We start from the raw sequence: 20,935 nt of genomic DNA, 5'->3' as shown, positions 1-20,935 counted from the left end.
ATTAAGCCTTTTGTTTTTTAGGCTGAGCTTCTTTGGTTTCATCAGATTGTTTTTGTGGTGATTTTTCTTTGTTCATCTGACTCTCTCCATCAAATACAGCGCCGTCCTCAATCACAAGTGCTCCAATTCTTGCCTTGCCTTCGAAATGACCTGAGGAAAGGATATGTAATTTTTCTGAAACGGTAAGGTTGCCACTAATATGACCGGCTAGTGTAACGTTGCGAGCTTGCACATCGTGGGTGACACTTCCATTTGTACCTACAGTGAGATCACCATCTAGGTGTACTTCTCCCTGCAAGGTTCCTTCAACGCGTAAGCTTGTTTTCGAAGATATTTTACCTTCAAAAACGGTATCTGCTCCAATGATTGTATCCACAGAATCTACTTGCGGTTTCTTTTTGTTTAACATCTCTAAGGTGCACCTACTTTATTATAGATTATTGCCCTACAAGGACATATGGTAATGGGTTTACATGTTCACCATTTATCAAGACTTCATAATGGAGATGGACGCCTGTGCTTCTACCAGTCGTACCCATGGCTCCAATCTTATCTCCTTTTTTAACCTTCTCACCTGGCTCTACGAAAATTTCATCCAAGTGTGCATATTGGGTGGTATATTCTGAGGAATGCTTAATAGAAATAAAGTTTCCGTATCCACCGTTGCGTCTTGCTTCATTTACACGCCCATCTGCAGTTGCGTAAATCTCTGTTCGGTAAGGGCCGGCAATGTCGAGGCCTTTATGATGAGAAATAGATTTCGTAAAGGGATCAGTTCTCCCGCCGAACCTTGAAGTGATTTTTCGTGCACTTGTTGGCCATATAGAAGGTAATCTTGCTAATTCTTTTTGAACGCTTTTTAATTCCGAAACAGTCTCTTTATATTCGTTTACAAGTGAAGGGATACTTTGTTGGATGGTTTGTAGATCCTCCACCTTTTCACTTTTCTTTGATTGTTCATCTGAAGAATAATTAAGTTGCTCTATGTTTAGACTATCTCCGCCCATACCTTTATGTAATTGAGTATCATCAGATACCAATTGATTCATTTCTTGCTGTAAGGTTACAAGTTTATCGATTTTTTGTTTTGTTTGGTTCGCGTTTGTTAATAGCGTTTGATATTTTGATTGTAGGGATTTCAGTTCCTCTTGTTTATCCGTTAATTTATGAGATAAAGTTTGACTGTTTGTTTCAAGGGAATTTGCTTGTTGATATGTAAAGAATAAAGCTGTCCCGAGTGATAGTATGAATAATGTGAATAGATATCCGATAGCTCTTGGGATTTTGATGGAGAATACACGCTTTTGTGCGTTGGACATCACCATAAACGTCCATGAGCCTGCAAGGTATTGTAAGAGTCGTTTCAAGATCTAGTCCTCCAGCTTGTTATTATCATGGTTTGGTCTAATCTTTTTTTCGACAAAATTCTATGAAATCCTTTAGTTTTTTAAAAAAATAGTATAAATTACCTACATATAAAGTCTTATTTTCCATTTATGAGAATAAATGTGAAATGTTGTTGGAGGGGGCATTCATGATATACTTTTAAACGGAAAGAGAAAGTTCGTTTTCCAATTAGGTAAGAGATTGAAGGAGGATCATAATGTCTGTTTCATATGATCAAATATTACAAAAGATGATGAAAGAAATACAAGAAGCAAATCTCCAGCAACAACAACCGGATAAAGTGAAGGAACATGTTCGAGCTGTGAAGTTGTTAGGGGATTTAATATTAGATGATGATTCAGTTACACCAAAAATGATGCAATCTAGCGTTGTTACCAATCAATCATCATTTGCATCGACTTCTCAACCACAGGGAGCAGAGACACCTACACCAGCTCCTAAGCCAAAACAAGAAATTGATCATGAAGAAGCGAATGGGGAGTCCTTATTCGACTTTTAATTCATAGTTAGGGGAGGAGAATAAAGATGAAATTGTTTTTACTACTTGGTATTATTAATGGCTTTCTGGCAGTAGCTTTAGGAGCATTTGGAGCTCATGGACTTGAAGGAAAGATCTCCGAAAAGGCCTTGGCAACATGGGAGAAGGCAGTGAATTATCAGATGTTCCACACGATGGCTCTTTTGATTGTTGGAGTGTTAATGGGAAGGATGACTGGTGGTAATATTGCAACATCTGGTTGGTTCTTCTTTGTAGGAATTTTGCTGTTTTCTGGTAGTCTGTATATTTATAGTATTTCAGGAATTAAGACCTTTGCCATGATTACTCCATTAGGAGGCGTGTCCTTTTTAATAGGTTGGGTAATCCTTGGGTATGCAGTGATGAAATTTCTTTAGAAGTATAAGATTGTTGAAAATAAAATGATGATGATGGCCCGGATCATCTGTTGTAAAAACACACCCATATCTTGTCTGGTGAGGTGAGCTAACCCTTCAAATAGGAAGCTTAAAGATAAGGTATAAAACATAAGTAAAATAAAAAATGAAAACCCATCATTTACTAAGCCAATGATTCCACAAAAAAGAGCCAGTCCCATCATGGCAAATTGTAGTTTTACGAACTTTAAAGAGGGGTGCTGCATAAGCTTAACTCCTTTATATGTTAATGGTACCGTGTTCAGCCTGTATGTTGTTGAGGTCATTTCAACAAAGCAGGCGGAGCACGGTACCTTTTTTGGTTTGGTAATTCTAAGGCTGGTTATTATTTGGTATGTTCGTTGTGTTGCCTCCGTATGGATACGCATAATTGATTTCTTCTGGGAATGTAATGTAGTCAAGGTAAACCATCAATAACAAGTAGCGCATTCCTGTGTCTGGATCACTGATAATGATGTGATCACGACCGGCGGCTTCAATAATTCCTTTGAAAACTTTAGCATTCCAATTTTCATTATTTTCAAATGTCATATAAATGGTCGCTTGTTTGCCTTTGTTCAGGCGTAAAATGTTTTCAATGTACGATTCTTCTTCAGGCAACATGCCAGGGAAGTCCGTGTACCCTTTAGGTTGCGCGCTTTGCATAGGGGGTACTTGCATACCTTGTTGCTGGGGCATCTGCTGTTGTGGCATTTGTTGCCCCATTTGGTAAGGATACATCATGGGCTGGCTTGCTCCTTGAACTTGCTGCTGTGGGTACATAGGATAACCTCCTTGACCGTATCCGTACGATCCCCCTTGTTTTGAATGACTCATGCTGTCATACACTCCTTTCCATAGTTAAAAAGCCCTTTGGATATTCGGATTGTAGTGGGGTGCAGAACCAATCTGACATATACCACCCTTCGTTGTATTGTCTTACTGACTATGCAAGACAATATCCTCTAAGGCTTTGAAAAACATTGTGAACTTGTTCTGAGAAGTTTTTCTTCCCAACATTCAGCATATGACCTAAAAAAAGGAGTGTTCCTTTTAGGGTCATACTCACAATCCTCTTAGAAAAATGTATATGTGCTGAGTTATGAAGATATGAAAAAATATTAAGGAATAAAGGAATAAAAAAAGATGCTTGAACATTGAAGTTCAAGCATCTTCATTTAAATGATTATACATGGAGAAATTGAGGGATTTCTTCTTCTTTAAGTCGATTACCAACATAGAATGACCCGAATTCGCCATAACGTGCACTTACTTCATCAAAACGCATTTCATATACAAGCTTTTTGAATTGAAGTACGTCGTGAGCGAATAGGGTTACACCCCATTCCCAATCATCAAAGCCTACAGACCCTGTGATAATCTGACGGACCTTCCCGGCATACTTACGGCCAATCATGCCGTGTGAATACATAAGCTTTCCGCGTTCTTCCATAGGGAGCATATACCAATTATCATTTCCTTCACGTCGCTTGTCCATTGGATAGAAGCAAATGTACTCCCATTTTGGCAGAATTGGCTTTAGGCGAGCTTGAAGTTCTGGATCTGTCTCTGGATCTTTTCCTCTTGCCATATAAGTGGAGAGTTCCACAACAGATACATAAGAGTAAGTAGGAACTGTGAATTCAGCAAGCTTTGTTTTGTTGAATTCAGTTTCGATTTCATTAAGTTCATCCATAGTTGGACGTAAAATCATCATAATCAGATCAGCTTTCTGACCGACGATTGTATATAAGGCATGGCTACCTTCTTTATTTTTCTCAGTTTGATTCCACTTTTCTAAAAGTTGGTTAAATTCATAGATGGCTGACTCACGTTCATCACTTGTCGCTTTTTTCCAAGCTGTCCAGTTAATTGAGCGTAAGTCGTGGAGGCAATACCAGCCATCTAATGTTTCTACTGCTTCTGGCATATTTCGTCGCTCCTTTACGTCAAAATAATCACTCATTCGCTTTAACTATAACATAACTTTTACGGAATTAGGAAACGCTTAAAAGTGAGAGTGAAGGTACGTGAGGGTAAACTTATTATATGGTAATGAATCGTTTGAAAATAAAAACATTTTCCACTTTCCATTGCCATCACTTTCGTTTGAACACAAAAAGATTTATCATATATAACAGATTAGTGATGGAGGGATCTATAATATGAGTAATCTATTCGATTCTTTAAGAGATAAATTATCTGGTTCCGATAAGCGTGTCGTGCTTCCGGAAGGTAAAGATGAACGTATTTTAGAAGCGGCAAGTAAACTAGGTGAAGAGGGAATTGTGAAACCTGTACTAGTCGGGAATGAAGATGAAGTGAAACAGAAAGCATCTGAATTAAGCTTGAATATTGAAAAAAGTGACATTGTAGATCCGGCGAATTATGAAGATTTTGATGCGATGGTTCAGAGTTTTGTTGAGCGCCGTAAAGGTAAAACAACTGAAGAAAAGGCGCGTGAAATCTTACTAGATGAAAACTACTTCGGTACAATGCTTGTGTATATGGGTAAAGCTGATGGTCTTGTAAGCGGTGCTGCGCATTCTACAGCAGATACGGTACGCCCAGCTTTACAAATTATAAAAACAAAGCCTGGCATTAAGAAAACATCAGGTATCTTTATCATGGTACGTGATGATGAGAAATACGCTTTTGCAGATTGTGCGATTAACATTTCTCCTGACAGTCAAGACCTTGCTGAAATTGCAGGAGCTAGTGCAGAAACAGCGAAGCTTTTCGATATCGACCCAAGAGTTGCAATGCTAAGCTTCTCAACTAAAGGTTCTGCTCAGTCCCCAGAAACAGAAAAAGTGACAGAAGCAGTAAACCTTGCAAAAGAACAGAATCCAGAGCTTACAGTAGATGGCGAGTTCCAATTTGATGCAGCGTTTGTTCCATCTGTTGCTGAGAAAAAAGCTCCTAATTCTCTAATTCAGGGCGATGCAAATGTGTTTGTATTCCCGAGCCTTGAAGCAGGCAACATCGGCTATAAAATCGCTCAACGCCTAGGCGGTTTCGATGCAGTAGGTCCAGTTCTACAAGGTCTTAACGCACCAGTAAACGACCTATCCCGCGGTTGCAGCGCAGACGATGTTTATAAGCTTGCCTTAATTACTGCAGCGCAGTCTTTGTAAGGTAGAACGAATCTGAGTAATTGAGTTAATGACTTATATTAAAGCACATGTGATTTCTGAACTCACATGTGCTTTTTTTCTGTGATGATTATTACGTTGAATGGCATACATCTTGAATGAGGTTCTTAGTGAGAGGGGGCAGTGCGGACCCGAGCGAAAGCAGTGCGAACTCGAGCGAAAGCAGCGCGGACCCGAGCGAAAGCAGAGCCAACCCGAGCGAAAACAGCATCAAACCAAACCGACCTCATCCAATAACCTACTATGCTTGAAGCCCCCCAAAAAAAATATAAGAAAAAAGAGCTTGGTACCCCAAGCTCTTTTCAATAAGCATTCTAAAGTTTTTATAGTGCTTTTTCATTCCGCTGAATCATTTGATCAAAACGTTTTTCAAACCAACCCATCTCCTCACCATTCATAGGATCAGTAATGATTCGGTTGCTTAGTTTATTTAATAAAAACAAAATGCGATTTCGCACATCTTGTACAGTAAGTTCTTTTTGAAATAACTCAGAAAGTGAAGCCATGGTTTCAGGTTTGATTACAGGATAAGTGAACCGCGTCTCCGCACCTTGAATCGCTCTTTCATAAAACTGTTCAATAAGGGCCGCTCGTTCAGAACCACTACCTTCAACACATAAATAAATCTGAACAGCAGATCCATTCTTCACACGGCGCTGTGAAATACCCGCAAATTTCTTCCCATTTATACTCAGATCATATGTTCCAGGGCAGTACGATCCGGTGATTTCGAACGCCTCAATTGGGTAACCTTCCTCTTGAAATAAGCGCTTGATGAATTGCACCATTGCGTCATACCCTTCGTGAATATCCACATCCTTTGAATCAGGAAAAACAAAAGATAAATTCAACACGCCCTGATCAAGAACGACAGCTAAACCACCTGAGTTTCGTACAACAGCTTTATATCCTTGGTCGTAAAGGTACTGTAACCCCTCATCGATATGAGGGAGCTTAGCATCTGGGATTCCTAAAACAATCGTATTATGGTGGACCCACAAACGTGCAACAGTAGGTGAAGAACCTTGTCCAACTGACATCGATAAGGCGTCGTCTGTTGCAAAGGACTGCATGGCAGAAAAAGTCGGTCCTAGTTCACTCTGGTCGATGAATCTATAAGTATCAGGTTGAAGTAAATCATGTAAGTCTTGCATGAGCGTTCTCCTTTGTCATCATTACTACAAACGTAATTATATCAGAAATAGCCTTTTATGCACCTTTCCATTAAATGAAATGTCTATTAGGTGTAATCTATAAATTTTTTATTTCTGCTAGACCCTAGTCATTCAAAATATCAAGAGGCTTCTACAAAATGTCAAGGTGTTTTTTTAAGATTAATTTTGGATTAAAATAGGGTAAAGATAATAGCATTCTTCTTAATCATAAATAGAGAAGCTAGAAAACGGAACGATCAGTTAGATAGTATGTAATCCCAGTGTCATCTTAATAAAAAGGTGTCATTTTTCGTTTTGTTCTGTGGAAAAATTAGTATATAATAGAACAAATATTGGTCGGATTAGGAAGGGCAGTAGATATGGCTTATAAAGACGAAAAGTTAAATGAAGAGAAGGTATTCAAAGATCCTGTGCACAGGTATATCCATGTTCGGGATCGGGTGATTTGGGATTTAATTGGTACACCAGAATTTCAGCGTTTAAGGCGTGTCAAACAGCTAGGAACTTCTTATTTAACCTTTCATGGAGCAGAACATAGTCGTTTTAATCATTCCTTGGGTGTATATGAAATTGTTCGTCGTATTATTGAGAATTTCAAAGACCGACCACATTGGGATGATGAAGAACGTCTTTTGTGCTTAAGTGCCGCTTTATTACATGATTTAGGACACGGCCCATTTTCTCATTCGTTTGAGAAAGTCTTTAAGTTAGATCATGAAGATTTTACTCGAAAAATCATTTTGGGGAATACAAGTGTAAATCATGTTCTGAGTCGTGTTGACAAAGGCTTCCCTCAAAAGGTTGCCGATGTGATTAACAAAACGTATGAGAACAAGCTAGTCGTTAGTTTGATTTCAAGCCAAATTGATGCAGACCGAATGGATTACTTGCAGCGGGATGCTTATTTCACAGGTGTTAGTTATGGCCATTTTGATATGGAGCGTATCCTTCGAGTTATGCGCCCTATGGAAGATCAAGTGGTCGTTAAAGAAAGTGGTATGCATGCCGTAGAAGATTACATCATGAGTCGTTATCAAATGTATTGGCAAGTTTATTTTCATCCGGTTACTCGAAGTGCAGAAGTCATTTTGACGAAGATTTTACATAGAGCAAAAGAGCTTTATGAAAGCAATTATACCTTTTCATTAGAGCCTGTTCACTTTCGCTCTTTCTTCTCAGGTGAAGTCGACTTAGATGATTATTTAAAGCTAGATGAGTCGATTACCATGTATTATTTTCAGATATGGAAAGAGGAAGAGGATCCGATCTTAAGAGATTTATGTAATCGATTTGTGGATCGTCATTTATTTAAGTATGTGGAATTTAATCCAAACCAACAAATGAGTGAGTGGATGGAACTCCATCAACTTTTCCAAAAAGCAGGTATTGATCCTGATTATTATCTCGTAGTAGACTCCTCGTCGGACTTACCTTATGACTTTTATCGACCAGGGGAAGATGGAGAACGTTTACCGATTCATTTGTTAATGCCAAATGAAGAATTAAAAGAGCTATCAAGACAATCAGATATTGTCGAAGCGATATCGGGGAAAAAGCGAACAGATCATAAATTATATTTTCCACGTGACTTAGTGGAAGGGTTATCGAACCGAAGTAAGACAAAGAAGCGCATTTTGGAAATTTTGTACGGATAGGAGATGAAGGGTTTTGTTGACGGATCATGCCAAGTTGGTAACGTTCTTTTCGCAATGTGAAGAGGTTATTGGACGTAAAAAGCTTCAAAAAATGATTTACATCCTTAAAAAGTGTGGATATCCATTTGAAGAACGCTATCAATTTCATTTCTATGGACCTTATTCAGAAGAACTGACGCTTAGAGTAGAAGAACTGTGTAATTTAGGTTTTTTACAGGAAACGCGTGAGAAGAAGAGTGGCTATCATCAATATCGTTATGAACTTACAGGTGATGGTGAAGAGTTTCTAGAGCATTACAACTTAGAGATACCTCCTATGACAGAGTTAATTGAACAAATGAATGGTTATAGTTCACGCTTTCTAGAACTTGTATCGACTATGATGTATTTCGATACGTTCCCGAAAGATGAAATGCTAGAGAAAGTTAAAACGGTTAAGAGTAGCTTGAATTATACGGATGAAGAAATACAAGAAGCTTCGGACTTTATAGATAAAATAAAACAATAGATCGATTTACAGAATGGTTGCTAGGCTGATATCAGTCTAGCAACCTCATTTATTTGTTAAAATTTTTCTAAAAATTCGATTTTGTTTGAACCTTTTCCCATTCTCATTCGTCTAATAGACTACTTGTATTTATATCCAGATAGAATTTTAGGGGGAGCCATCATGAGATTAATCAAGTTATTTATTTACTACATACTAGGGTTAATTGGGATCATGTTAGTCAGTGTTGCACCATCATCCATGGGAAGGGGAGGGATGTTGCAAATAGGCCCTCTTATCCAGGAGCTTATGCTTTTCATAGAAAAGTTATTTGAAGCGGAGACTTGGATTTATCAGTTAGAAAGCTATAGAGAGAATATCATTACCTTTCTTTGGGATCCTTACATGTATTCCATGAAAATATTATTAGGCGCTATTATTATCGGGTTCTTTATTGCATTTGTATTGGCGATCATCACGCTGTATCTACCTAAGCCAGTTGTGTCATTTATTCAACGTATTATGAACATATTTGAAGCGATACCTGATTTAATGTTTGCCTTTATGATTCAATTGCTAATTGTTTATATTTATAAACAGACAGGCATATTAGTGATGGAATTCACTACGTTTGACCAAAAGATAGTCGCCTTACCGATGTTTGTCCTGGCTGTTCTTCCAACCGTTTCATTTTATAAAATCGTAATGATGTATTTTGAAGAGGAAAAACGGGAGCAATATGTAGAGTTTGCTAAAAGTAAAGGTGTCAAATTTTCTGGAGTTATATTCAAGCATATCATCCGCAACATGGCGCCTAACGCTTTATTTCATTCTAAAATAATCATTTGGGCAGCACTTTCCTCTTTGTTTGTGGTTGAGTGGATCTTTAATATACAAGGGATCATGTATTATATTTACGCTGGTTTTAGTCCAATGGTAATTGCAATGGCGTTATTTTATGTATTTACCCCGTTTTTCTTTATCTTCTCTATTGCAGAGATGTTCACAAAGGAAAAGGTTGAAAGGTCAGAGGTTGTAAAGAATAGAAAAGTTCGTTTGCAAGAAAAGATTAAGGGAATCATTCCTGCTCTTCAATATGCACTTCATCCGCTGGTTCATGTGAGGATTGAAGGAGGAAGTTTTCGCAGATGGGCAAAGAGTACTGCTAATTCTCTGAAGCCCTATTTTAAGAACATGAAATTCTTAATAGGATTCTTGTTCCTACTAGGTTTAGTCTTAATGAGTTTTTATCAGTCAATCTTTGTAGAAGACTCTGTTTCCCAAATGCGTTACACCTATAATGAGGATGGGACATTAAAAGGTGGGCCTCCGCATCCCCCTTCAGAGGAACAACCTCTTGGTTCGGATCGTCTTGGTTTCAGTATTTTTGATCAAATTTTAGTTGGTGCTAAGTACACGATTATATTTGCCACGATTATTGCATTGCTTAGGATTGTATTAGGAGCGATTATTGCTATTCCATATGCATTCTTAATTAAAGGCAAATTCAAACGATTCATCGATAAAGTAGTCGATAGTATGCACTTCATTCCTTTAACAGTTATTGCATACTTACTTCTTTATCCTGTTCTGTGGAAAGGGCCAAATGGCTGGGGATACACGGAAATTGAACGAATCACCTATCAAATTGTGTTGTTAACGGTTTTAGTTGTCCCTCTTATTACAGTATTAGTGGGAAATGAAGTGAAGATGTTGTTCCAAAGGGAATACATGATTAGTGCCCGGACAATGGGAGGGGATTGGTGGCATATTATCAAGACACATATCATGCCACATATGGCACCGAGGTTAGGCGTTTTGTTTGGCCAACAGTTTATCCAAGTACTCTTAATTTTTGTCCATCTTGGTTTATTTAAGTTGTTCTTTGGGGGTACGCAGGTATTCTATGGACTTCTCAAAACCCCACCAACCTCCTCCACATATGAGTGGTCAGGAATGATTAGTGGGATGAAGAATGAGATGATGACGTCAAACTGGTGGATCGTTTACCCTGTATTTATAGCGTTTGTATTGAGTATTATTGCGATGCAAATTATGCTGCAAGGTATGAAGGAAGTCCAACAGTATCGTATTGGCGTTGGCATTCCGAATATGAAAAGGTTTAAACGTAAGAAACGCGAAAAGCCAGAACAAAAGCAACCTTCAGAGCGAGAAGCTTTCACATTTATTCATGGAGGTAATAGATCGCAGCACTTGTGATAAATCTGTTTCTCAAAATATATTCATTTAAAAAACATGTGATTTAAGAAAATCGCATGTTTTTTATGTGCTTAATCATGGAAGTCCTTACTATATGAATTGAGCAGGGCAGATGTGTTAGAATGAGTAAAACATCGTCCTACTAAATAAGGAGGAAGCATACTTATGAAATCTTTTGATCAGTTCTCAAACGAAAATGAAAAATCAGATAAAAAGAAGAATCAATTTACCATACTGAAAGATGACTCTACCGATGGTCATGGAGGTTATGGTGTCGGATCTATCTCTTTAGAAAACGTATCCCCAGTTATGGTAGATCCAAACGAAGGCGAAGCATACGTAGATATGGGTGCTTTGCATGCAAGGAGTAAACTTGAAAAGCGTATTAAATTTAAGCCAGACCGCGAAAATGCCCCAAATGGGAAGTTGTTCTGGATTGTTTGGGTTACAGTAGACCAGAATCCTGAAGGTGCTTTTTACACTGGAGTAACAGGGTGTGAAATGGTGATTGACCATGAGATACGTCGCGGTTACAAATCACTTCCTGAGCATGTAAACAATATGGATAAATCGCTTAAAGGGAAAATTATTGTTGAACACATGGATGACGAGTCCAAAAAAATATTGAAGAACTTCTTGCAAGAGCACAGTAAGGAAATGTGGGATAACTCCTCAGATGAATTGAAGGAAGCCTTGGAGAACCAAGGTTAACAATTTGTGAATGTTTTGTGAATGATGGATAAATCATGGAGGAATATCTTGAGGTTTTGAGTAGGAGTTTGTAAAATATGATACACATGGGTCTCACACACGCATGTTTACTAGGACACAGAAAAAGGTCGGCCCACACAGCCGACCTTTTTCTATTTTAGAGGAATTCACCCTTAAAACAGCCAATCTAACACATCACTCATAGACTTCGGATTTTTCTTATTTTTCTTTTCTACATTCTCATATCCTTCAGTACCATCAGGAATGTGCACATCGCAATATTGTTCAGGTTCTGTCCCCTCTACAAAATAGGCGAGTCGTTGATTTGGGCAGTAAGGTGTAGCAAGGTGACCACTATTGGGATCGATATATACGCCTGTAACCCCATCGGAAGGTTTGAACGCTTCGAAAGCCTGTTTCCCATGTACGCCTTCCATATATTCAGCCCATATATCTTTGGCATATTGATGCTCTTTCGTCTTTTCAATCGGTTTATTTTGATCATAGCCCGTCCAGATTCCGGTTGTTACTTTAGGGCTGAAACCGATCATCCAACTATCCGTACGAGTGGTCCCGGATTTGCCGGCGTATGTTCGAGTTAAATCATTCGCAATACTTGAGCCTGTTACTCGCATATAATCATTTAACGATTGATCAAACATCCCCGTCATTAAATGGGTCAGAACAAAAGCGAGAGATGGATCAATCACTTGCTTCTTCTTTTTATGTTCTTTTTCATATAAGACATGCCCATGTGCATCCGTGATTTTTTCTACGGTATAGGGTTCTACTTCTTTACCTCCGTTAGCAATCACGCTATATGCAGATACCATTTCTTCAACCGAAACAGAAGCGGTGCCTAACGCAAGAGAAGGTACAGCTGGTAGTGAGCTTTCAATTCCCATGCGTTTGGCTGTCTCTACTAACGTTTCTTCTCCTAGGAAAACGTTCGTCTTAACAGCATACACATTATCAGATAAAGCGATAGCTTGAGCAAGTGTGATGGGTTCGTATGCATAATAACCGTTATAGTTACTCGGCTCATATACGGAACCATCTTCAAGTTCAAAATAAGTTGGACGGCTCATGAGTGTTGTTGCAGGTGTGTACCCATTTTCCAGAGCTGCATAGTACAAGAATGGCTTGAATGTGGATCCAGGCATACGTTTTGCCTGAACAGCCCGATTGAATGGACTTTCCTCATAATCTCTCCCACCAACCATTGATAAAACTGCGCCTGTCTTTGGGTTCATACTCATGGCTCCAATTTGCATTTCCGAATCTTCTTCCATGTTCTCACGAATGGTACGCTCTAGCTTGTGTTGTTTGGAGATATCCAGTGTCGTGTATATATGGAGGCCGCCTGACTTAATTTCTTCTGTATCCATATTAATCTTTTTCATAGTTTCTTTCATAACGAGATCCTGAAAGTAAGGAGCTATATTTTTCTTTGACCTTGAAGGATTTGTAGCAAGTTTGATTGGTTCTTGTTTAGCCTTTAAAAGCTCTTTATCTGAAATCTTGCCGCCTTTATGCATATTAGAAAGAATAAGCTCCTGACGACGCTTGGCATTATCAAAATGCGAATAAGGCGAGTAATAGGAAGGCCCCTTCGGCACTGCTGCCAATAAAGCAGCTTCAGATAAGGTTAGTTCATCTGCGTTTTTATGGAAGTAATACCGACTTGCTGCTTCGATGCCATACGCACCATGACCATAATAAATGGTATTCAGGTAGCCCTCTAAAATTTTTTCTTTATCATAAAACATTTCAAGACGTACCGCATAAATGGCTTCTTTCACTTTACGTGCCCAAGTTTTTTCGTGGGATAAGTATAGGTTTCGAGCATACTGTTGAGTGATCGTGCTAGCACCTTGAACCTTGGACATAGCTCGTATATCGTGAAGAGCAGCAGCAACAATTCGTTTAATATCAAACCCAAAATGCTTATAGAAACGGCGATCTTCCGTTTGCAACGTGGCTTGAATAAATGCGGGAAACATTTCATCGAGTGAGATCCAATAACGATTTTCCAAACCATGCTCAACAGCCATGACCTCTTGAGAATGACTATAGAACACCGTATTCTCCTGATGTTGTAGGGAAGGAGCGCCAAGGATGTAGCAATATAACAGAAGGGAAGACACGCTTAAGACCAACAGTCCAATGAGCGTAACTGTTGGTAGTCCAAACCATTTCCAAAAAATTTTTTTATAATTGCGACGTGGTAGATTTTGCTCCATATTTGATCTCCCCTATGCCCGACACATAAACCGTCCAGCTCCGCTTTTATATTTTCTTTGCATTTGTTTTTCAGTATGGGTAATAATAAGATGTTTTAAACTAAGAGAGTTAAATAGGTGGAAAAACACTTGATTTTTTTTCTGGTTTCTCTATAATTTGATTGTTTGATTGAAAAATAACAATGTATGATGATAGATAAGAAAACAAAGGAACGGAAGGGGTTTTTTGAATGGGGCTTTGGTTCACAGAAAAACAAACAGATAACTTCGGTATTACTGCGAAGGTCAAACGTACGCACCATACTGAACAAACAGATTTTCAGCAGCTCGATATGTTAGAAACAGAAGAGTGGGGGAATATGCTGACGTTAGATGGTATGGTCATGACCACGCAGAAAGATGAATTTGTGTATCACGAAATGATGGCTCATATTCCACTGTTTACACACCCAAATCCAGAACATGTTTTAGTCGTTGGTGGTGGAGACGGAGGCGTTATTCGCGAGGTTTTAAAACACCCTGAAGTGAAAAAGGCTACACTCGTTGAAATTGATGGTAAAGTCATCGAGTATTCAAAGAAGTTCCTTCCTGAAATAGCTGGTGATTTAGAGGATGCACGGGTTGAAGTAAAGGTGGATGACGGGTTTATGCACATCGCTCAAAGTGAAGCGGCATATGACGTCATTATGGTTGATTCCACAGAACCTGTAGGACCAGCTGTAAATTTGTTTACAAAAGGATTTTATGCTGGAATCTCGAATGCTTTAAAAGAAGATGGGATTTTAGTAGCTCAAACAGATAATCCATGGTTCAAAGCAGACCTTATACAACAAGTGTATCAGGACGTGAAAGAGATCTTTCCTGTAACGCGCTTATACACAGCAAATATTCCGACTTACCCAAGTGGTCTATGGACATTCACGATGGGAAGTAAAACACAAGATCCGTTAGAAGTACCTGAAAGTCGCTTTCATGAGTTGGAAACGAAATACTATACAAAAGAACTGCATAAGGCATCTTTTGTACTACCGAAGTTTGTAAAAGATTTGACAGAATAGGAGTGGGAACAAATGAGATTTGATGAAGCCTACTCAGGTAAAGTATTTATTATGAGTCGTCCAACAGCTGAAGAGTCCGATGTTATTATGTATGGTATGCCAATGGACTGGACAGTTAGTTTTCGACCAGGGTCCCGATTTGGTCCTAACCGAATTCGAGAAGCTTCCATTGGTTTAGAGGAGTATAGTCCCTATTTAGATAAGCACTTAGAAGAAGTTTCTTATTTTGATGCTGGAGACATGCTTTTACCTTTTGGAAATGCAGCAAGAAGTATTGAGATGATCCGAGACTATGTAAGAAAAATTATGAATCAAAATAAATTTCCGCTTGGACTTGGTGGTGAGCATCTAGTGACATGGCCAGTAGTTCAAGCAGTTCATGAGAAATATGAAGATATGGCTTTCATTCATATTGATGCTCATGCTGATTTGCGAGAGGAATATGAAGGAGAAGCCCTTTCTCATTCCACCCCCGTGCGTAAAATTTGTGAGCTGATAGGGCCTGAAAATGTATATTCATTTGGGATTCGTTCAGGAATGCGTGAAGAGTTTCAATATGCACAATCAAGTGGTATGTACATGGCAAAGTATGAGGTTCTCGAACCATTGAAAGAAGTACTACCTAAGTTAGCTGGTCGGAATGTTTATGTCACGATTGATATTGATGTCCTGGACCCAGCATATGCACCAGGTACAGGAACAGCAGAAGCTGGAGGTATATCCTCTAAGGAACTGTTAGCTTCCATTCATGAAATGGCTAACTCAGATATAAACGTTATTGGTGCTGATCTTGTTGAGGTAGCGCCAGCATATGACCCAACTGAAAAAACTCAAATTGCAGCTAGTAAATGCATTCGTGAGATCTTACTAGGTTGGGTGAAATAGGTAAGAGCCTATCCTGAAGATGCTTAACCTCCCTTCAGAATAGGCTCTTTTTTAATATACATTAAAGTAGTTTTGCACATAGAAATTTCTGAAATTTCTTACTTTGAGAAAAGTGTGTCTACTACTTGTGAAAACGATTAAACTGTGTCATATTGCTTATACGTAAATAAGTGTAAAATTTTAGCTATTAATGTTTCGAAGTAGTAAAGGGTAAATCAATAGCCTTGGATGAAAGAGTGTACATTCTAGAAGAGGAGGGGAAGAAGAATGGAGGATAACAAGCAAATACATAATCAAAAGGCCATCTTCGCCCCCTTTCGAAGTGATGGGAATGAAACGTCTCTTTATATTGTATATAAAGCTTTGATGGCAAGATATGATTCGGATGAAGCTTTAGTGCTTTTAAAAGAATTTTGTTTAACCTCTATATCAGCTGAAAATCAAAGAAGGGGACTCGAGCTTTTATATATGAGCTCCTTTTTTAATGAAGTAGAAAAGATGATCCAGATAAATAGAGAGTCAGAGAACAAGGAAAACCATCAATGGGCTCAAATGTATGAGATGATCATTGAAAGAAGACTTAGTGGGGAGAGAACAGACCCATTTAAAATATTAGCTACTTTAGATAAGATAGAACCATTCAGTAAAGATGTCGAGTTACTTAAGTTATTTATGACGTTGTATAGTTACCTGGATTTAAGGCAATATGGTAAGGTCGGTAGTTATTTAGATACACTGTATGAGCTGAATAACAAGATAGCCGACCCTTTAATGGCGATGTACTTTCAAGAAAGATTAGAAGAGTTTTTAATGTTTTATCATTTTATGCGCAATGAATTAATCTTAAGTAGAAAGTATGGCTATCGTCTCTTAAATAAGATGAATAACACATTTAAACACAGTGTCGTTCATAAAAGTCTTGCTTTATCTTATGCTTTAGAGAGCTACGAGCAAGCAATCTATCATGCAAATGAAGCTTTGCAGATAGCAGAAAAATATGATTACACAATGATAATTGAAACGGTGAAAAGAGATAATATTCCGTTCATTGCAGCTGTTAACGGAAGATATGAAGGGGTTACGACTTCTGATCCAGTAGAACAAGCTCATTTAAATATTGCTCGAGGGAATATAGATGAAGCTGTAGCCTATTTAGAAAGTATCGATCAACCAAGTCCTTTCCAAGAGTATTATCTTGGGAAAGCATTAAATGATATAGATCGTTTATTAAGTTCGTATCACCGGTTTACTCGGGCGGGGTACTATTTTGCAGCACAGTTCCCTATAAAGGAGATCAAAAGACTCCGAAAAATAGATAGGGACCAATTGGATGAAGACCGTTTAGCATAAGAAACTATAATCGATGATAGAGAAACATTCTACGATTTGGAGGGGATGAAATGGAGGACAACAACCAAATACAAGATACACAAACCATTTTTAAGCCCTTCCGACAAAATGGGAATGAAACATCTCTTCATATTGTATATAAAGCGATGATGACTAGGTATGATTCGAATCAAGCACTAGCGCTATTAAAAGAATTTTGCTTAACTTCTCTATCTGTTGAAAATCAAAGAAGAGGACTTGAGCTTCTGTATATGAGCTCTTTTTTCGATGAATTGGAAGAATTGATTAGGGTGAACAGGAAATCGGAAAATGAGGAAAACCGTCAATGGGCTTATATCTATGGCATAATGCTTGAGAGAAGAAAGACTGGGGAGAAGCTAGACCCCTATAAGATGTTAGCAGGCCTCGATAAGCTCAAACCATTGAGTCAAGAGGTCGAGGTACTTAAGGTGTTCCTTACAGTATACAGTTATAATACTTTAAGAAAAAATGGAACAGTTGGTAGTTATTTTGATACCTTACATGAGCTTACGAATGCGATAGATGATCCATTAATGGTCATGTATTTTCAAGAAAGATTAGAGGACTTTTTAATGTTTTACCATCTTCTTCGTAATGAACTAATTTTATGTAGGAAGTATGGATATCGTCTTATTAATAGAACACATAATACGTTTAAACATTGCGTTGCCCATCAAAAGTTAGCATTAACATATGCACTTGAAAATTATGAACAAGCCCTTTATCATTCGAATGAAGCTTTAAGCATAGCAGAACAAAATGGTTACACTCGATTAAGTCACGTTGTAACGGATAAAAATTTTCCTTTTATTGCAGCAGTGAATGGCGTATATGAAGGGGTTACAACCTCAGATCCTATAGAGCAAGCGCACTTAGATATCGCTAAAGGCAATATAAAAGAAGCTGTAAAAGTTTTAGAAGAAATTGAACAGCCAAGTCCTTTCCAAGAATACTATTTAGGTAAAGCTCTTAATGATATGGACCGTTTATTGAGTGCGTATCATCGTTTTACGCGTAGTGGTAACCATTTTGCAGCACAGTTTCCTATTCACGAGATTAAACGTATTCGGAAACTAGATATTGAAATTTTGGAAGAACATCGCTTAGCATAAAAAACTACGTTGGATGAAAGAGAGTAGATTCGATGAACAAGGAGGGCTGAAACATGTGCGATAATAATATAGAGAATCAACATGAAGCTTTCAAGCCCTTTAGATTGAATGAGGAGGAGTCACCTCTTTCGATCGTTTATAAAGCTTTTACAGCTCAATACGATCCTGATCCAGCTTTGCATCTGGTGAGAGATTTCTGTTTAACATCTACTTCAATTGAAAACCAACGAAAAAGTTTAGAGTTTTTATATATGAGAAGTTTCTTTAAAGAACTCGATGAAATGATCGAAATCAACAAGAAGTCAGAACGAATCGAAAATCGTCAGTGGGCAGAGTTATTTGATATCTTGATAACAAGAAGAAGGAAGAATGTTGATCACTATCAAATCCTGGACCAAATAAAAAACATTAAGCCAGTAAGTTCATATGTCGAACTATACAAACAATTCATTACAATTTATTGCTATCATGAGCTACGACAAAGCGGGAAATTAGCGAATTATTTAGATTCTATAAATGACCTGATCGAACAAGTTGAAGATCCTCTCATGTTGATGTTCTTTCAAGAGAGAATGGAAGACTATCACTACTTTTACCATTTTCAGCGTAATGAGTTAATCCTTTGCCGTATGTATGGCTTTCGTCTTTTGAAGAAACCTCACAATATTTATAAGAATTGTCTTGTACATCGGAATATAGCACTTACTTACCTTTTTGAAAGCTATGAACAAGCGATGTATCATATCAATGAAGCTTTGAGGATTGCAAAGGAAATGGGCTATACCTTACTTGAGGATGGGATTGTAAATAACAATATCCCTTTTATAGCAGCTGTGAATGGAAAGTATGAAGGAATTTCAACCACCAATCCTGTGGAACAAGCTCACCTTAATATAGCCAAAGGGAATATTGACGAAGCCTTAAGCGTTTTGGAGAAAATCGAAAACCCAAGTCAATATCAAGAATATTATTTGGGGAAGGCTTTAAAAGATAAGGCGCGGCTAATGAACTCCTATAATCGGTTCATTCAACAAGGCGATTACTTTGGAGCTAAACTACCTTTTACTGAGATCCAAAAGTTAAGAGAAAATATAAGTGGACCTAAGAACCAGCGTGATATATCCATAGTAGAAACCTTTTTGGAGGAATGATTGAACCCTTTAGAAAGGTTTTTATTATTTTACATTAATGGATGATATTTCATAATAACAATCTGTATAACTTTCATTTACAATAGAATTAGACCAATAATTCATTCAAAGGAGGGGGAGAAAATGAGTAATACAGAACGATGCTGTAATGTTGATGTCATTTTCGAACCCTTTCGAAATAATGGGAATGAATCATCACTTTATATGGTTTATAAAACGTTAACGTCCCAATATGAATTGAATCAAGCATTACATCTAGTGAAAGAATTTTGCCTCTCATCTACTTCGGAAGAAAATCAACGTAAGAGCCTAGAATTTTTGTATTCCAGTTCTTTTTTTGAAGATATAAATAAAATGATTGAGCATAATCGAATTTCTGAGGTGCTAGAAAATCGTCAGTGGGCAGATATTTTTGAGATTATGATAAACCGAAAACGAGAGCACGTTGATCCATATACGATCCTTAAAAAAATGGAAAGAATGAAACCTGAAAGTCAAGAAGTAGAAGTGTACAAGACGCTCCTTACGATATATAGCTATTACGACTTACGAGAAACAGGAAAAGGGGCTAGTTATTTTACAAGATTAATTGATCAGGTCAACGCGATCGAAGACCCTTTAATGGAGATGTATTTTCAAGAAAGATTAGATGATTTTTGGTTTTATTATCATTTTTATCGAAATGAATTAATCTTAAGTAGACGTTATGGATTTCGGTTAGTGAAAAATTCGAATAACTCCTTCAAAGTGTGTGGGATCCATGTTGTTCTGGCTTTAACATATATGCTAGAGGATTATGACCAAGCGATGTATCACTGTCATGAAGCTATAGCGATTTCCGATCGAAACGGTTATCGATTTAGCCACTCCATACGTGAACTAAATATTCCGTTTATCTCAGCTGTAAACGGAATTTATGAAGGGATCCAAACAAGCGATCCAGTGGAAAATGCTCATCTGTCTATCGCAAAAGGGAACATCGATGAAGCGGTAGAGGTACTAAGTAAAATTGAAAACCCATCAAAGTTACAACAGTACTACTTAGGAAAAGCACTGGGCGATGTGGAGATATTGAACAAAGTTTATAACGAGTTTATCAAAGAAGGCCATTTCTTCTTTGCGAAGCTTCCTTTAATGGAGTTGCGGAAATTAAAAGAGAATCAAAATCATTAGCGAGAAAAGTCTGGGGTCTTGACCTTAGGCTTTTTTGTTATGTCGGTGTTCAATATTAGCCCCCTTATCTTGAAGACTTGGTTTCGAGATAAAGTGCGTATGGTTCCGTTGCTTTTGTGCAGATAGGCGGGCTGTGGAACGGGTTGCTTTCCTGCGGACGAAGCGCCGAGCCTCCTCATTCGCAAGCTCTCTGCGGGGTCTCGTCACTCCGTTCTTCCGC

21 protein-coding genes are annotated in these 20,935 nt (G+C 38.1%); 13 read left to right on the top strand and 8 right to left on the bottom strand.

The window, feature by feature from the left end; genetic code table 11:
• Window position 1: 1 nt before the first annotated feature.
• Together H514_RS0116330 and H514_RS24040 are read right to left on the bottom strand one after the other, a co-directional pair.
• Window positions 2-409: a bactofilin family protein gene (locus tag H514_RS0116330; RefSeq protein ID WP_027447928.1), complete on the bottom strand. Its 408-nt coding sequence runs from the start codon at window positions 407-409 to the stop codon at window positions 2-4.
• A 28-nt stretch (window positions 410-437) separates the two neighbouring features.
• Window positions 438-1,367: a M23 family metallopeptidase gene (locus H514_RS24040; protein WP_051255179.1), complete on the bottom strand. Its 930-nt coding sequence runs from the start codon at window positions 1,365-1,367 to the stop codon at window positions 438-440.
• Between the two features lie 236 nt (window positions 1,368-1,603).
• On the opposite strand from H514_RS24040, the gene H514_RS0116320 reads away from it, so the two are divergent.
• Together H514_RS0116320 and H514_RS0116315 are read left to right on the top strand one after the other, a co-directional pair.
• Window positions 1,604-1,906: a DUF5327 family protein gene (locus tag H514_RS0116320; RefSeq protein ID WP_027447927.1), complete on the top strand. Its 303-nt coding sequence runs from the start codon at window positions 1,604-1,606 to the stop codon at window positions 1,904-1,906.
• Between the two features lie 26 nt (window positions 1,907-1,932).
• A complete protein-coding gene (locus tag H514_RS0116315; protein ID WP_027447926.1) occupies window positions 1,933-2,301 on the top strand; it encodes a DUF423 domain-containing protein in 369 nt (122 codons plus the stop codon).
• On the opposite strand, the gene H514_RS0116310 is transcribed toward H514_RS0116315, so the two are convergent.
• The 3 genes from H514_RS0116310 to hemQ all read right to left on the bottom strand — a co-directional run bounded on the left by H514_RS0116310 (window position 2,298) and on the right by hemQ (window position 4,249).
• On the bottom strand, window positions 2,298-2,546 hold the full coding sequence (locus H514_RS0116310) for a hypothetical protein (protein ID WP_027447925.1): 249 nt from the start codon (window positions 2,544-2,546) through the stop codon (window positions 2,298-2,300). The two genes, H514_RS0116315 and H514_RS0116310, sit on opposite strands and share 4 nt — an antisense overlap.
• A 106-nt stretch (window positions 2,547-2,652) precedes the next feature.
• Window positions 2,653-3,156, bottom strand: coding sequence for a spore coat protein GerQ (gene gerQ / locus H514_RS23285; protein ID WP_051255178.1), 504 nt, complete (start codon window positions 3,154-3,156; stop codon window positions 2,653-2,655).
• 349 nt (window positions 3,157-3,505) lie between these two features.
• A complete protein-coding gene (gene hemQ / locus H514_RS0116295) occupies window positions 3,506-4,249 on the bottom strand; it encodes a hydrogen peroxide-dependent heme synthase (protein ID WP_027447924.1) in 744 nt (247 codons plus the stop codon).
• A 235-nt stretch (window positions 4,250-4,484) separates the two neighbouring features.
• On the opposite strand from hemQ, the gene pta reads away from it, so the two are divergent.
• A complete protein-coding gene (pta, locus tag H514_RS0116290) occupies window positions 4,485-5,456 on the top strand; it encodes a phosphate acetyltransferase (protein ID WP_027447923.1) in 972 nt (323 codons plus the stop codon).
• Window positions 5,457-5,581: 125 nt separating this feature from the next.
• Here pta and H514_RS25315 read toward each other — a convergent pair whose 3' ends face one another.
• Both H514_RS25315 and H514_RS0116285 read right to left on the bottom strand, forming a co-directional pair.
• Window positions 5,582-5,704 carry a hypothetical protein gene (locus H514_RS25315; protein ID WP_267879776.1) on the bottom strand — a complete coding sequence of 41 codons (123 nt, stop codon included), beginning with the start codon at window positions 5,702-5,704 and terminating at the stop codon, window positions 5,582-5,584.
• A 93-nt stretch (window positions 5,705-5,797) separates the two neighbouring features.
• Entirely contained in the window at window positions 5,798-6,628 is an 831-nt protein-coding gene (locus tag H514_RS0116285; RefSeq protein WP_027447922.1) for a lipoate--protein ligase family protein, read from the bottom strand.
• Between the two features lie 380 nt (window positions 6,629-7,008).
• Between H514_RS0116285 and H514_RS0116280 the strand changes: the two genes are divergently transcribed.
• The 4 genes from H514_RS0116280 (at window position 7,009) to H514_RS0116265 (ending at window position 11,722) form a co-directional block, all read left to right on the top strand.
• Window positions 7,009-8,304, top strand: a complete 1,296-nt coding sequence (locus H514_RS0116280) for an HD domain-containing protein (protein WP_027447921.1) — start codon at window positions 7,009-7,011, stop codon at window positions 8,302-8,304.
• 13 nt (window positions 8,305-8,317) lie between these two features.
• Window positions 8,318-8,812: a YwgA family protein gene (locus H514_RS0116275; RefSeq protein WP_027447920.1), complete on the top strand. Its 495-nt coding sequence runs from the start codon at window positions 8,318-8,320 to the stop codon at window positions 8,810-8,812.
• A gap of 162 nt (window positions 8,813-8,974) precedes the next feature.
• Window positions 8,975-11,011, top strand: a complete 2,037-nt coding sequence (locus tag H514_RS0116270) for an ABC transporter permease subunit (RefSeq protein ID WP_027447919.1) — start codon at window positions 8,975-8,977, stop codon at window positions 11,009-11,011.
• Window positions 11,012-11,176: 165 nt separating this feature from the next.
• Window positions 11,177-11,722 carry a YwhD family protein gene (locus H514_RS0116265; protein WP_027447918.1) on the top strand — a complete coding sequence of 182 codons (546 nt, stop codon included), beginning with the start codon at window positions 11,177-11,179 and terminating at the stop codon, window positions 11,720-11,722.
• A gap of 173 nt (window positions 11,723-11,895) precedes the next feature.
• Here the strand turns inward: H514_RS0116265 and H514_RS23280 are convergent, their stop codons facing one another.
• Window positions 11,896-13,965 (bottom strand): transglycosylase domain-containing protein, encoded by a 2,070-nt coding sequence (locus tag H514_RS23280; RefSeq protein ID WP_051255177.1) that lies wholly within the window; start codon window positions 13,963-13,965, stop codon window positions 11,896-11,898.
• 230 nt (window positions 13,966-14,195) lie between these two features.
• Between H514_RS23280 and speE the strand changes: the two genes are divergently transcribed.
• The 6 genes from speE (at window position 14,196) to H514_RS0116230 (ending at window position 20,715) form a co-directional block, all read left to right on the top strand.
• Window positions 14,196-15,023, top strand: a complete 828-nt coding sequence (gene speE / locus H514_RS0116255) for a polyamine aminopropyltransferase (protein ID WP_027447917.1) — start codon at window positions 14,196-14,198, stop codon at window positions 15,021-15,023.
• Window positions 15,024-15,035: 12 nt separating this feature from the next.
• Window positions 15,036-15,908, top strand: coding sequence for an agmatinase (gene speB, locus H514_RS0116250; RefSeq protein WP_027447916.1), 873 nt, complete (start codon window positions 15,036-15,038; stop codon window positions 15,906-15,908).
• A 267-nt stretch (window positions 15,909-16,175) separates the two neighbouring features.
• The gene (locus tag H514_RS0116245; RefSeq protein WP_027447915.1) at window positions 16,176-17,258 is read left to right on the top strand and encodes an AimR family lysis-lysogeny pheromone receptor; all 1,083 of its coding nucleotides are present in this window, start codon (window positions 16,176-16,178) and stop codon (window positions 17,256-17,258) included.
• 50 nt (window positions 17,259-17,308) lie between these two features.
• A complete protein-coding gene (locus H514_RS0116240) occupies window positions 17,309-18,391 on the top strand; it encodes an AimR family lysis-lysogeny pheromone receptor (RefSeq protein WP_027447914.1) in 1,083 nt (360 codons plus the stop codon).
• 53 nt (window positions 18,392-18,444) lie between these two features.
• On the top strand, window positions 18,445-19,542 hold the full coding sequence (locus H514_RS0116235; protein ID WP_027447913.1) for an AimR family lysis-lysogeny pheromone receptor: 1,098 nt from the start codon (window positions 18,445-18,447) through the stop codon (window positions 19,540-19,542).
• Between the two features lie 123 nt (window positions 19,543-19,665).
• Entirely contained in the window at window positions 19,666-20,715 is a 1,050-nt protein-coding gene (locus H514_RS0116230) for an AimR family lysis-lysogeny pheromone receptor (protein ID WP_027447912.1), read from the top strand.
• Window positions 20,716-20,935 lie beyond the last annotated feature (220 nt).

The sequence above is a fragment of the Pontibacillus marinus BH030004 = DSM 16465 genome (assembly GCF_000425225.1).
Lineage (GTDB): Bacteria > Bacillota > Bacilli > Bacillales > BH030062 > Pontibacillus > Pontibacillus marinus.
The sequence above is the reverse complement of the archived record's forward strand: the minus strand, read 5'-3'. Positions and strand labels throughout refer to the sequence as shown.

What these genes read in the sequence shown, in the direction of transcription:
- H514_RS0116330 (WP_027447928.1), bottom strand. Translation starts at nt 409, where the DNA reads ATGTTAAACAAAAAGAAACCGCAAGTAGATTCTGTGGATACAATCATT.
- H514_RS0116320 (WP_027447927.1), top strand. Translation starts at nt 1,604, where the DNA reads ATGTCTGTTTCATATGATCAAATATTACAAAAGATGATGAAAGAAATA.
- H514_RS0116315 (WP_027447926.1), top strand. Translation starts at nt 1,933, where the DNA reads ATGAAATTGTTTTTACTACTTGGTATTATTAATGGCTTTCTGGCAGTA.
- H514_RS0116310 (WP_027447925.1), bottom strand. Translation starts at nt 2,546, where the DNA reads ATGCAGCACCCCTCTTTAAAGTTCGTAAAACTACAATTTGCCATGATG.
- gerQ (WP_051255178.1), bottom strand. Translation starts at nt 3,156, where the DNA reads ATGAGTCATTCAAAACAAGGGGGATCGTACGGATACGGTCAAGGAGGT.
- hemQ (WP_027447924.1), bottom strand. Translation starts at nt 4,249, where the DNA reads ATGCCAGAAGCAGTAGAAACATTAGATGGCTGGTATTGCCTCCACGAC.
- pta (WP_027447923.1), top strand. Translation starts at nt 4,485, where the DNA reads ATGAGTAATCTATTCGATTCTTTAAGAGATAAATTATCTGGTTCCGAT.
- H514_RS25315 (WP_267879776.1), bottom strand. Translation starts at nt 5,704, where the DNA reads ATGAGGTCGGTTTGGTTTGATGCTGTTTTCGCTCGGGTTGGCTCTGCT.
- H514_RS0116285 (WP_027447922.1), bottom strand. Translation starts at nt 6,628, where the DNA reads ATGCAAGACTTACATGATTTACTTCAACCTGATACTTATAGATTCATC.
- H514_RS0116280 (WP_027447921.1), top strand. Translation starts at nt 7,009, where the DNA reads ATGGCTTATAAAGACGAAAAGTTAAATGAAGAGAAGGTATTCAAAGAT.
- H514_RS0116270 (WP_027447919.1), top strand. Translation starts at nt 8,975, where the DNA reads ATGAGATTAATCAAGTTATTTATTTACTACATACTAGGGTTAATTGGG.
- H514_RS0116265 (WP_027447918.1), top strand. Translation starts at nt 11,177, where the DNA reads ATGAAATCTTTTGATCAGTTCTCAAACGAAAATGAAAAATCAGATAAA.
- H514_RS23280 (WP_051255177.1), bottom strand. Translation starts at nt 13,965, where the DNA reads ATGGAGCAAAATCTACCACGTCGCAATTATAAAAAAATTTTTTGGAAA.
- speE (WP_027447917.1), top strand. Translation starts at nt 14,196, where the DNA reads ATGGGGCTTTGGTTCACAGAAAAACAAACAGATAACTTCGGTATTACT.
- speB (WP_027447916.1), top strand. Translation starts at nt 15,036, where the DNA reads ATGAGATTTGATGAAGCCTACTCAGGTAAAGTATTTATTATGAGTCGT.
- H514_RS0116245 (WP_027447915.1), top strand. Translation starts at nt 16,176, where the DNA reads ATGGAGGATAACAAGCAAATACATAATCAAAAGGCCATCTTCGCCCCC.
- H514_RS0116240 (WP_027447914.1), top strand. Translation starts at nt 17,309, where the DNA reads ATGGAGGACAACAACCAAATACAAGATACACAAACCATTTTTAAGCCC.
- H514_RS0116235 (WP_027447913.1), top strand. Translation starts at nt 18,445, where the DNA reads ATGTGCGATAATAATATAGAGAATCAACATGAAGCTTTCAAGCCCTTT.
- H514_RS0116230 (WP_027447912.1), top strand. Translation starts at nt 19,666, where the DNA reads ATGAGTAATACAGAACGATGCTGTAATGTTGATGTCATTTTCGAACCC.